At 34.9% G+C, this 12,810-nt stretch carries 7 protein-coding genes; 4 read left to right on the forward strand and 3 right to left on the reverse strand.

Features of this window, described 5'->3' with window-relative positions; genetic code table 11:
- Window positions 1-111: 111 nt before the first annotated feature.
- The 4 genes from QO182_RS11060 (at window position 112) to QO182_RS11075 (ending at window position 7,549) form a co-directional block, all read left to right on the forward strand.
- On the forward strand, window positions 112-1,722 hold the full coding sequence (locus QO182_RS11060; RefSeq protein WP_371540905.1) for a murein L,D-transpeptidase: 1,611 nt from the start codon (window positions 112-114) through the stop codon (window positions 1,720-1,722).
- A gap of 213 nt (window positions 1,723-1,935) precedes the next feature.
- Window positions 1,936-3,504 carry a murein L,D-transpeptidase gene (locus QO182_RS11065; protein WP_371561653.1) on the forward strand — a complete coding sequence of 523 codons (1,569 nt, stop codon included), beginning with the start codon at window positions 1,936-1,938 and terminating at the stop codon, window positions 3,502-3,504.
- A 111-nt stretch (window positions 3,505-3,615) separates the two neighbouring features.
- Entirely contained in the window at window positions 3,616-5,658 is a 2,043-nt protein-coding gene (locus tag QO182_RS11070) for a M13 family metallopeptidase (protein ID WP_371561655.1), read from the forward strand.
- A 343-nt stretch (window positions 5,659-6,001) separates the two neighbouring features.
- Window positions 6,002-7,549, forward strand: coding sequence for a murein L,D-transpeptidase (locus tag QO182_RS11075; RefSeq protein ID WP_371561657.1), 1,548 nt, complete (start codon window positions 6,002-6,004; stop codon window positions 7,547-7,549).
- Window positions 7,550-7,743: 194 nt separating this feature from the next.
- Here QO182_RS11075 and QO182_RS11080 read toward each other — a convergent pair whose 3' ends face one another.
- The 3 genes from QO182_RS11080 to QO182_RS11090 form a co-directional block, all read right to left on the reverse strand.
- Entirely contained in the window at window positions 7,744-9,840 is a 2,097-nt protein-coding gene (locus tag QO182_RS11080; protein ID WP_371540928.1) for a prolyl oligopeptidase family protein, read from the reverse strand.
- Between the two features lie 147 nt (window positions 9,841-9,987).
- The gene (locus QO182_RS11085; protein ID WP_371540901.1) at window positions 9,988-11,277 is read right to left on the reverse strand and encodes a DASH family cryptochrome; all 1,290 of its coding nucleotides are present in this window, start codon (window positions 11,275-11,277) and stop codon (window positions 9,988-9,990) included.
- Window positions 11,274-12,809 carry a cryptochrome/photolyase family protein gene (locus QO182_RS11090; RefSeq protein WP_371540900.1) on the reverse strand — a complete coding sequence of 512 codons (1,536 nt, stop codon included), beginning with the start codon at window positions 12,807-12,809 and terminating at the stop codon, window positions 11,274-11,276. The genes QO182_RS11085 and QO182_RS11090 overlap by 4 nt, the downstream gene beginning before the upstream one ends.
- Between the last annotated feature and the right edge of the window lies 1 nt (window position 12,810).

Raw genomic sequence — 12,810 nt, forward strand, 5'->3', positions numbered from 1 at the left:
TGAAAGAAAAACTGAATTGAAATGATCGAAAAACCTTCTCCAAACGATTCTTAAGCTCTATTTATTTCATAAAAGGACCTAATTCTTTACCTTTATGCAAATGATTGTACCGTGAAAAATTTATTATTATCCATTGTCGTTGTTTTATGTGGTTTTTCCTTAGCCGCTTTCCATCATTACTCAAATGAAGGCATTGCAGCAAGGATGATTTCTAATGCCGGAACGCTTCAACCAACTCTTGTTGAAAAATCTGTGATTCCTATTGACAATGCTATTATTAGTGCTTTTTTTGTAAAATATCCTAATTTAAAAATTTACCAATACGACGTAATTACTTTATATAAAAATAGAAGTTACAATTCCGTTTGGTACGATAAAAAAGGGCTTATTGAATTTGCTGATTTGCTTTATTCCAAAGTAAACTCTCTCGAAGAAGAAGGACTAAAATCCACTATGCCCTATGCGTCCATTATTAACGGAATATTCAACATCAATACGGCGAGTAAACTTACTCAAAGTGATACAGAACTATTCTTAACTACTATGTATGTGTTCTATGCAAAGAAAGTATTCCACGGAATTGACGTAGCTAAAACTACCGAAATCGGATGGTTCTTACCCCGAAAAAACGTTTCCTATGAAAATCTATTAGATTCTCTTTTAACAGCCCCTGATTTATTAAAAAAAAATGAGAGACAGCTGTTTGGCCAATATTACAAACTTCGTGAAGTCCTAAAAACATATCGAGCGATAGAAAAAAGCAGTGATTGGGCGCCTATTGAAATTGACCCATCAATAGAATATTACAAAGCGTATGATAGTTCAAAAACTATTGGCCAAATCAGACATCGTCTCGCGCTTATGGGAGATTTAAAACAAGATTCTAAAAGCAACCTTTATGACGAGGAGTTAATGGCAGGCATTATAAATTTCAAAAAAAGAAATGGCTACAAAGCCAACAAAATACTTTCGACCTGGCAACTACAGCGAATGAACACACCTATAAAGAAACTCATCAGTACTATTATGGTCAATATGGAGCGCTGTCGATGGATTGATCCTAATATGACAAAAGTACCTGAATATATATTTATAAACATTCCCGCTTTTAAACTGAATTATGTAAAAAACGGCAAAAAAGAACTAGAATCTAATCTTTTAGTAGGTAAAGATATGACCGAAACAGTCGTTTTCAGTGGTTCCATCAGTTCGATTGTTTTTAGTCCGTATTGGACTGTCCCTAGAAGTATCATCGAAAACGAAATAAAACAGGCTATATTTCAAGACAAAAATTATCTTGAATCTCACGATATGGAATGGAACAATGGAAACATTATACAAAGACCTGGAGTAGATAACCCAATGGGATTGGTTAAATTTATGTTTCCAAATTCTAATGACATTTATTTACACGACACTCCATATAAAAGCTTATTTGAATTTGATTACCGCGCATTTAGTCATGGTTGTATCAATATGGACAAAGCCAAAGAACTGGCAATTCTGATACTAAGAGATGATCCAAACTGGACTCCAGAAAACATAAATGAAGCCATGAAAGGAGAAAAACAAACCATCCACATCCTTAAAAATAAAATTCCGGTATATATTGGCTATTTTACGGCCTGGGTTTCTGATGATGGAGCGATTAACTTATATAACGATTTATATCGAAGAGACGATCGATTAGCTGATTTATTGTTTTCTGATGTCACAGAATAAGAGTATTCTATCATTTTAAATATCCTCAAAATCTATTTAATATGCGACTAAATAACTAGAATACGAATTAAGTGTTTGTTAACTAGACGAATACAAAAAAACCTTCGAATATTTAATTTTCAAAAGAATTGTACTAAAAGTAACTGCCTATTATCCCACAAAAAATTAATGTATTTTAGCATTAGTTTCAAAAGAAAGCATAAGCCCCATAGTATGAGAAAGTTATTTATATCGATTGAATTTGTTGTTTTTTTACTTTTAATTACAACAGTATCCTGCAAAAAGAAAGGTACTGTTGTTGCTGTTATTCCAGACCAAATCGAAACTTCATTTGACAGTACGCTGGTACAAACTTTTTTTAAGGAGCATCCAAAGTTAGAAAAATACCAATCTGATGTAGAGGCATTATACCGCAAGCATAAATTTCATTATGTCTGGTATGGGCACAACGGAATAAATGAATTTGGTAATTTGTTACATAACAAACTTAACAACCTGAGCGAAGAAGGAGTCCAAGAACCTGTTCCTTACAAAGATAAGCTAGACGCTGTTTATGAGAATTTTGACGGCAATCAGAAACCAAATACTGAAACCGAATTGCTGAATTCAGCACTCTATTTTTTTTATGCTGACAATGTATATCATGGTATCGATCCTAAAAAATCTACTAAAATGGAATGGTATCTCCCGAGAAAAAAGCAATCGTACGGCAGTTATCTCGATTCTCTTTTAATTGATCCCTCTTTAATAAACAAAGACGAAAAAACGGTTTTAAGCCAATATTTTTTACTAAAAAAAATACTAAAAGAATACCGCCAAATAGAACAAAAAGGAGGTTGGAAAACCATAACTATCGATAATAATACGAAGTCATTTGACCTTGGTGACAGCACTACTACAATTGCGCAGATAAGACAACGATTATTCATCACAGGAGATCTATCTAAAGATTCTAAAAGCGCGGTGTATGATAAAGAACTAGCGGATGGAGTTTTAAAATACAAAAATAGAAGCGGCAGCAAAACCAATACTAAAATTCTTGCGGCAAACATTAAAGACATGAACATCCCGGTCGATCAACGCATCAAAACACTAATCGTTAATATGGAACGCTGCCGATGGGTTTCAAGTGACATCACTAAAGCAAAAGAATTGATTGCCATTAACATCCCTGCTTATCAATTAACCTATTTTAGAAACGGCGTGCCAGAGTTAAGGTCTAATGTTGTAGTAGGAAAAGTGATGAATCAAACCGTGATTTTTAGTGCCCCTATGAAATCTATCGTCTTTAGTCCTTACTGGAATATCCCAAAGAGTATCCTTCAAAAAGAAATTCTTCCCGGTATTGAAAAAAACGAAAACTATCTGGAGGAACACAATATGGAGTGGCACGGTGATTACGTGCGCCAAAAGCCGGGGCCCAAAAACTCATTGGGGTTAATTAAGTTTTTATTTCCTAATTCGAATGCTATTTATTTACACGACACCCCTGCAAAAAGCCTCTTCAACAGAGAAGATCGAGCCTTCAGCCACGGTTGCATCCGAGTAGAAAAACCCATTGAATTAGCGACTCTTATTCTGAAAAATGATAAAAAATGGGATGAGCAAAAGATTATAGAAGCCATGAATAGCGGAGAAGAAAAATGGTACACACTTAAAAATAAAATCCCCGTTTACATTGGCTATTTTACCGCTTGGGTAGATGATAAAGGAGAAATTCATTTTTACGAAGACATTTATAAAAGAGATGATGAACTGGCTTCATTGTTATTTATAAAATAGATTTTTCAAATGTCCTTTTAGAAAAATAAAACTATAAAATACTTATTTTTAGTTATTTAAACATGCCATGATAATTTTTAATTATATTTGATACTGTAAAAAATAACAATTATGAAACGCAAACTCTCCTCTTTTAAAATTGCTTTACTATTACTTCCTATTCTGATTCTTGGCGCATGCAATAAAATTAAATCAGATGAAAAACTAGCGTCAGGTTTGATGCTAAAAAACATGGATACCCTAATAAGGCCCGGTGATAATTTTGATGCTTATGTCAACGGAACTTGGCAGCGCAATACATTAATCCCAGCAGACAAACCCAACTATGGTGCTGGTTATATAGTCTATGACAAATCGCAGGAAGATGTTAAAGCTATTATCGAAAACGCATCTAAAAGTGATTTTGCGGATGGATCAGATGAACAAAAAATTGGTGATTATTATGGAGCCTATATGGATTCCATAGGTAGAAATAAAATAGGAGTTGCGCCACTGCTTCCCGAATTTAAGAAAATTGATTCTATTTCAAATTATAGTGATTTAGCAGAATACTTTGGCCATGCGAACCAATCCGGAAACAACAGTCCTTTCGTAATTGGGGTTATGGAAGACCTAAAAGACCCTTCTCAATACATGCTGTACGCTTGGCAAGGTGGTCTAGGACTTCCAGACAGAGAGTATTATTTTCTAGAAGACAATAAATCAAAAGAGATTCGTAAAAAATATGTTACTCATATAGACAAGATGCTTCAGTTGGGTGGTGTTGAAAGCTCGGTTGCACTCGCTCCAAAAATTATGGCTTTAGAAACCTCTTTGGCTGCTAAGCACATGAAAAAAGAGCAAACTCGGGATATGATGAAGCTTTACAACAAATACCCTATTAAAGATTTAAAACAACTCATGCCTGATTTTGACTGGGCATCCCTGCTAACTACTGCCGGAATCAAAAACCAAAAAAATATTGTCATCCCTCAAGTCGAATATATTAAATCGCTTAATGACATAATAAAAACAACCCCATTAGCCACTTGGAAAGCCTATCTAAAATGGAGTGTAGTTCATGGAGCAGCAACGTCCTTAAATACTGCTTTAGAAAATGAAAATTTCAATTTTTATAGTACAACACTTAGAGGTACAGAAAAACAAAGACCTCTTTGGAGAAGAGGAGTTGAAACAGTGAATAAAAACCTTGGCGAAATAGTTGGTAAGGTGTATGTTGAAAAACACTTCTCCCCAGAAGCTAAAGAAAAAGTAAGCTTCTTGGTTAAAAACCTAATCAAAGCTTATGAAGAAAGTATTAAAAAACTGGATTGGATGAGTCCTGAGACAAAAAAACAAGCCTTAGATAAGGTGTCAAAATTCACCGTTAAAATTGGCTATCCTGACAAATGGAGAGACTACTCGTCATTAAAAATTATTAAAAATGATTATTTTGGAAACCAACAAAGAGCTACTGCCTTCGAATACAATCGACAACTTAACAAATTAGGCAAAGCTGTCGATCGTACAGAATGGGGTATGACACCACAAACCGTAAATGCCTATTACAATCCTCCTTTAAATGAAATTGTATTTCCCGCGGCTATCTTACAGCCACCTTTCTATGATGCTAGTGCAGAAGATGCTGTAAACTATGGTGGGATTGGAGCGGTAATTGGTCATGAGATTGGTCATGGCTTTGACGATCAAGGAAGTACTTTCGATGGTGATGGAGTTATGCGCAACTGGTGGACTCCTAAAGACTTAGTGGCCTTCAAACAAAAAACGGGAGAGTTAGTAGCCCAATATACTGCATTCAAAGTATTTCCGGACCTGAATGTTAATGGAGAATTTACGCAGGGTGAAAATATTGGTGATCTTGGTGGCTTATCTATTGCCTTAAAGGCTTACAAAATGAGTCTCAATGGAAAAGAATCTCCAGTTTTGGATGGCTTCACAGGAGAACAAAGGATATTTCTTGGTTGGGGACAAGTTTGGCTAGAAAAAGCACGTGAAGATGATTTACGGGGGCAAGTAGCTAACGACCCACATTCACCTGCTAAATTCAGGATCAATGGCGTTGTCCGCAATATTCCTGAGTTTTATACTGCTTTCAATATAAAACCTACTGATTCCCTATATTTGGCTCCAAATAAAAGAGTTAAAATCTGGTAAGTGGATAAAAAAAATGGCCCTTAAGACAAATATTCAACCATCATATAAACCTCTTGCTTCACGCAGGAGGTTTTTTTTTAACACTAAATCAACAGGCCAAATCAAAAAGATAGAGCTTGTACACTATTGCTCTAACAAATATAAATTCAATTTCAGCTGTTATTTTGGTTTCTAAAACCACTTAAATTAAGCTTCAATGTTTTATATTTTCAATAAAGATTATAACAATTCAACACTTCTAAATTTTCCTTGTTTTTTCGTATATTTATAGTCAACACTATAAATATATTGGCATGAAACGCATACTTGTCATCTCTGTTTTTTACTAAACTGCTTGCTAATATTGGGACTTCCTACTACAACAAAAGCGAGCAGCCTATCAAAGGCCTGTGCCGCTCTACATTACCAAAAGATTCCTTCATTTCCTCCGATTCCTTTTGACAGTACTTTAGTAGTTTCTTTTTTTGCAAAATATCCAAAGTTCAAATACCTAAAACCGGAAGTCATCCAACTCTATCGGAAACACAATTATCAATTCCTTTGGAATGATGGCAATGGCATGAACGAGTTTGCAGCGTTGCTATATAACAAAGTCAATAATTTAGATCAGGAAGGAATAAAAACCCACGTACCTTATGCTGAGAAATTACAAACCATTTTTCAGGATGAAGAAAACATGGAAAAGTCAGATATTGAAGTAGAACTTCTAATGTCTTCGCTCTATTTCTTTTATGCAGATCGCATGTTTAAAGGATTAGACGTTAAAAAAACGGTAGAACTGGGTTGGTATCTTCCTCGAAAAAAACAATCGTATGTAAATCGATTGGACTCGTTACTTCAGGATCCGAGCCTGATCAACAAACAACTAAAAGACCTTCCTGGTCAATATTATCTTTTAAAAGATGTACTTCATAATTACAGTACTATTGAAAAAAATGGGGGCTGGGCTCCAATTCTCTTTCCCAAAAACATAAAACCCCTGAAACCCGGAGATACTTCTGATGTTATCTTACAAATTAGAAAACGTTTGTTTATCACCGGAGATTTAAAAATTGATTCTCAAAAAAAAATATTTGACAATGAGCTACTAGAAGGCATCTTAAAATACAAAGAGCGCAACGCATTCGACACTGATTCCTTATTGTTGCCAAAACATATCAGCAACATGAATATCACCGTACACGAGCGTATCAAGACTCTTATGGTCAATATGGAGCGATCGAGATGGATTTCACCTGGTTTAACAAAAACCGAACAATCCATAGTGGTCAATATACCTTCTTTTACCCTTACTTATTTTAAGGAAACCAGACCCGTACTTGTCTCCAAAGTGGTGGTAGGGAAATCTATGAATAAAACAGCCGTTTTTAGTGGTATGATGAACCAAGTAGTGTTCAGCCCGTATTGGAATGTGCCACCAAGTATTTTAAGAAAAGAAATTTTACCAGCTATTGCCAGAAACAGGAGTTACTTGGCTAAACACGATATGGAATGGGTTGGCAACCGAGTACGACAAAGACCAGGACCACAAAATGCCTTGGGTAAGGTGAAATTTGTTTTTCCAAATTCTCATATTATTTACATGCATGACACCCCCTCAAAAAGCTTATTTGACAAGGAACAAAGGGCATTTAGCCATGGTTGTATTCGTGTAGCCCGCCCAAGAGATTTAGCAATCGCGGTTTTAGAAGGCGACACAAACTGGACTGTAGAAAAAATAGGTGCTGCCATGAATAGAAGAGTTGAGAAAACTTACAATCTAAAAACCCAAATACCAGTGTACATTGGTTATTTTACCGCCTGGGTTGATCGCGAGGGCCTAATCCATTTTTATGATGATATCTACGGACACGATGAGCCTTTGTCTAAAATATTACTTTCCGACTTATAAAATCCAGACCCTTTCTAGTATAACTTCTACAAATACAAAACGCCAATCTCCCGATTGGCGTTTTGTTATAAAAAATATTTATTGTGTGTCTATTCCCTAGCCCTGCTTGAAGCGGCATCCTCTTGTTTTCTCGTTTTTAAGAGATAATAAGAGATATAGCGAAAAGCAGGAAGTAGCTCCCAATTAAACCTCTATTATTTTAATTTTGGTAAGGTTTTGAAGCCCATATTATAAAGTGTAAATGCTTGAACATCTACATTCTCTTGAATACTAGCCGCCACTGATTTTCCTGCACCGTGCCCCGCTTTTACGTCAATACGTATTAATGTTGGATTAGTTCCCGCTTGTTTTTCTTGCAATTCAGCTGCAAATTTAAAACTATGTGCTGGCACTACTCTATCATCGTGATCTCCCGTAGTGACCATAGTTGCTGGATAATGTGTTCCTTTTTTTACATTATGCACTGGTGAATATCCTTTGATATATTCAAACATTTCTTTGCTGTCTTGTGCTGTACCATAATCATACGCCCAACCTGCACCTGCTGTAAAAGTATGGTAACGCAACATGTCCATCACGCCCACTGCTGGCAAAGCGACTTTCATCAATTCAGGACGCTGAGTCATGGTTGCACCTACTAGCAAACCTCCATTTGATCCACCGCGAATGGCAAGAAAATCTGAGGAAGTATATTTTTGAGCAATCAAGTATTCAGCAGCAGCGATAAAGTCATCAAAAACATTTTGCTTTTGCATTTTAGTTCCTTCATCATGCCATTTTTTCCCATATTCACCACCACCTCTTATATTTGGCACAGCATAAACACCACCGTTTTCCATCCATACTGCATTAGCGATACTAAAAGCTGGCGTTAAACTCACATTAAAACCACCGTAACCATAAAGCATAGTCGGGTTTTTACCATCTAATTTCAAACCTTTCTTGTAAGTTATAATCATTGGAATTTTAGTACCGTCTTTAGAAGTATAAAAAACCTGTTTAGATTCAAAATCTTCACTTTTAAAGTCCACTTTTGGCTGTGCGTAAACCCCAGATTTTCCTGATTTAGGTTCAAAAGAGTAAATCGTCCCTGGTGTAGTATAATTTGTAAAAGAGTAATACAATGTTTTCTCTTTTTTCTTTCCGCCAAAACCTCCTGCTGTTCCTACAGCTGGTAATTGAATATCACGAACTAATTTCCCATTATAATCATATTGTTTAACCACTGAAACAGCATCTTTCATATAATTAGCAAAGAAATATCCACCACCTGTAGAAGGAGACAGTACATTCTCAGTCTCCGGAATAAAATCAACCCATTTTGATGGAGATGGACTACTTGCATCTACCGTTACAATGCGTTTATTGGGCGCGTTTAAATCAGTTACAATAAACAACTTCGTTCCTTCGTTATCAATAATATTATTATCGCTATTGAAATTATCTACAATTGTAGCGATAGGACTATTTTTAACCGTTAAATCTTTAATATACAATTCATTTCCATAGGTAGAATTAGCTGCTGAAATCACTAAATAGCGATCATCCTCTGTGACATAACCTCCTACATACCTGCGTTTTTGGTCTCCGCCAAAGATGACTTTGTCTTCTTTTTGAGCAGTCCCTAGTTTATGAAAATACAATTTATGTTCGTCTGTTTTAGCAGACAATTCACTTCCTTTTGGTTTTTCGTAACTAGAATAATAGAAACCTTCATTTCCTCTCCAAGACAATCCACTGAATTTTACATCAATTAAGGTGTCTTCTATTATTTTTTTAGATAATGCATCCATAATAATTACTTTTCTCCAGTCGCTTCCGCCTTCAGAAATGGCATAAGCTACTTTAGAACCGTCTTTTGAAAAATCAATTCCTCCTAGTGAGGTTGTTCCGTCTTTTGAAAAAGTATTAGGATCTAAGAAAACTTCTTCTTTTCCAGAAGCATCTTTTCTATACATTACCGATTGGTTTTGGAGTCCGTTGTTTTTAGAATAGTAAGTAAAGTTTACTTCTTTCGAGGGTGCGCCTATCTTTTCATAATTCCACAATTTCTCCATGCGGTTTTTAAGCGCATCACGAAAAGGAATTTGGTTTAAATATCCATAAGTCACTTCGTTTTCTGCTTTAACCCAAGCTGCAGTTTCTGCAGAGCGATCGTCTTCTAACCAGCGATAAGGGTCTGCCACTTTACTATCAAAATACTGATCTACCGTTTCTCCTTTTTTGGTTTCTGGATAGTGTACTGCTTTTTGGTTTTGTCCAAAAGAAGCTATTGTGGGTAATACAGCCATTATTAGAATTAGTTTTTTCATTAGTATCTTTTTAATTGGTTAACAAAAATAAGGAAAATCTCTTGCTTTCTTGTGATAAGAAAAGCGTTAGTAGGATTGGTCGTTAAATGTCGGTTTTTGTTACATTTTATAATTTCAAAAAAAAAGCTATTGCAACCACAAATCCCGGAAAGCCCTGTCCTTATCATAGTCACTAGCCTGTTTTTCGATATTAAAATAACGGTGTTTTCTTGGGTCATTTCCAACGCCTGCTAAATACGCCCAATTCCCCCAGTTACTACAAACATCATAATCTATTAACTGCGATTCAAAATAAGCAGCTCCAATACGCCAATCCATATTGAGTTCGTTACAAAAATAACTAGCAACATTTTGCCTACCTCTATTGCTCATAAAACCCGTTTGTTTAAGCTCTAGCATATTAGCATTAATAAAATCTGAATCAGTTGTGCCATTTATCCATTGTAAGAGTAATTTTTCACTTAAGGATTTCGAATTCACTTTATCAGCCTTTATACCAGAATACAAGAAAAATTTAGTTTGGTATTTTTTAAACATAAATCTAAAAAAATCACGCCATAACAACTCAAAAATCAACCAATATGTAGATTCGTTAGCGCCATGTTCCTTTTCATATTTTTTTATTTCATGATAAATTGTTCTCGGTGAAATACATCCCAAAGCCAACCAAGCTGAAAATTTTGAAGAATAATCATCCCCTACCATTCCGTTTCTAGTTTCTTTGTAAATGGATAGTTTTTTTGTTTCAAAAAAATAATGGTTTAATCGCTTCATTGCTTCTGTTTCTCCGCCTTTGAATTGAATGGCTGCACGAGAATCCATTGGAGAAAAATGCAAACCTAAATCTTTTAAAGTAGGTAAAATTAATTCTGGGATTTCTGGAGACACAATTGTTATTGGTTGGTCAAAAACATTTCTTACAGCGGCATCTAATTCTGTTTTCTTCCTAAAGGTGGTAAAAACATCTGGAATGTCTTTTAGCGAAAACGGCAGATCTTCTGCATGATATAAAGTACTCGTACTATAAGTATCTAGTTCACAACGCAATTTGAAAAGTGCCGTTTGAACCAAGCTTTCTGTTTGTTTTTCTTCAAATGCTACTTCTCTTTTAGCAAAAACTTTTCGAACTCTATATTCTGCTACAATTTTCGGGATTTCAACTTCTGGCTTTCCTTTTAAAATAATCAAGCCCGAACCCATCTTTCGTAAATTATTGTCTAAATCTTGTAATGATTCCAATAAAAACTGCGTTCGAAAATTACCTGATTTTTTAAAACCATATTGGGTAGTTTCAAAATGGGAATCATCAAAACAATAAACAGGGATAACACTTTCACTTTGAGTAATTGCTCTTTTAAGCGCTTCATTATCATATAATCGTAAATCAGTTGTAAACCAAACTATAGCCGTTTTCATAATTCATTTATTTTTTTTAGATAATAATCTGCTTGTTCTAATAAGGCTGCCTTTGCTTCTGGTTCCATTTTTCTCCAAACATTATACATCATTCCAATCCTTGGGTTTTTTGCTAATTTATCTTCATTTTTATCATAAAAGTTCCAGTATAAACTATTAAAAGGACAGGCTTTTTCACCTGTTTTAAGTTGTTTGTTATAATAACAACTGCCACAATAATGGCTCATTTTATTAATATAAGATGCCGAACTTACATAGGGTTTTGTGCCTACAATTCCACCATCTGCAAATTGACTCATGCCACGAGTATTTGTAATTTCAACCCATTCAATCGCGTCAATATAGATTCCGAGATACCAAGCATCTAATTCATCAGGATGAATTCCGGCTAAAAGCGCAAAATTCCCAGTTATCATTAATCGCTGAATGTGATGGGCATATGCATAATTTAAAGATTGATTTATAGTATCTTTTAAACAATTCATTTTAGTGTTGCCTGTCCAGAACCAATCTGGCAACTTTTCTTGATTATTAAAAAAATTCATGCTAGCATATTCAGGCATCTTCAGCCAATAAATCCCTCGCATGTATTCGCGCCAACCTATTATTTGTCGCACAAATCCTTCTAATTGATTGTATTCAATTTCACTGGGTCTACTTTCCCACTCTTTTATAGCTTTATCAATAACTTCTTGTGGTGAAATCATCTTTAAATTCATAGAAAATGAAAGTCGAGAATGATATAAAGACCACTCATTTGGGGACATGGCATCTTGATAACTTCCGAATAAAGGCAAACATTCTACTAGAAAAAAGTCTAATAACTGCAACGATTGTTCTCGGTTAATTGGCCAAAGAAAATTTACAGCATCAATATTTCCGATGGTTTTAATATCCGTTTTACTGATTTCATCAAGAACCTCTGAAACATTATTATTAAAAACTAATGGCGGTGTCGGTTTATGATTTTTGGGCAACTTTTTTCGGTTGTCGCTATCATAATTCCACTTGCCAGTTAATGGCTGATTGCCTTCCATTAAAACAGTATGCTTTTTTCTAAGCATCCGATAAAAATTTTCCATCACAAAGGTTTTCTTACCTTCAAAAAAGTGCTCTAATTCATTTCGTGTTGTGAAAAAGTGCTCCGAATCAGCGATCGAACTTGAAATTGTGATTACTTTACTCAGATTTTTTAACGCTTCATCAACACGAAATTCATCTGGCAATTGGTATTCAAAATGAGTAAAATTATGTTTTGAAATTAAGTTTTCAATGTTGTTTTCAAATGATTGTAAGTTGTTTTCATCAACTAGATTGATATAAATAATGTTATGCTTTTTTAACTCTAGTTCCTTGCTAAAACTTCTCATTGCAGAAAAAATACCAACCACTTTTTGAATGTGATGCGATGCATAATCGGTCTCCGTTCGAATTTCCATCATAACATAAGTCACCGAATCATCTACAGTTTTAAACCAAGAATGATTGCTGTTTAGTTGATCGCCTAGAACAAGTCTTACTTTTTTACTCATT

It is taken from the genome of Flavobacterium sp. Arc2, from assembly GCF_041431385.1.
GTDB lineage: Bacteria > Bacteroidota > Bacteroidia > Flavobacteriales > Flavobacteriaceae > Flavobacterium.

Coding starts and splice junctions, on each gene's coding strand:
- QO182_RS11065 (WP_371561653.1), top strand. CDS start 1,936: ATGAGAAAGTTATTTATATCGATTGAATTTGTTGTTTTTTTACTTTTA.
- QO182_RS11070 (WP_371561655.1), top strand. CDS start 3,616: ATGAAACGCAAACTCTCCTCTTTTAAAATTGCTTTACTATTACTTCCT.
- QO182_RS11080 (WP_371540928.1), bottom strand. CDS start 9,840: ATGGCTGTATTACCCACAATAGCTTCTTTTGGACAAAACCAAAAAGCA.
- QO182_RS11085 (WP_371540901.1), bottom strand. CDS start 11,277: ATGAAAACGGCTATAGTTTGGTTTACAACTGATTTACGATTATATGAT.
- QO182_RS11090 (WP_371540900.1), bottom strand. CDS start 12,809: ATGAGTAAAAAAGTAAGACTTGTTCTAGGCGATCAACTAAACAGCAAT.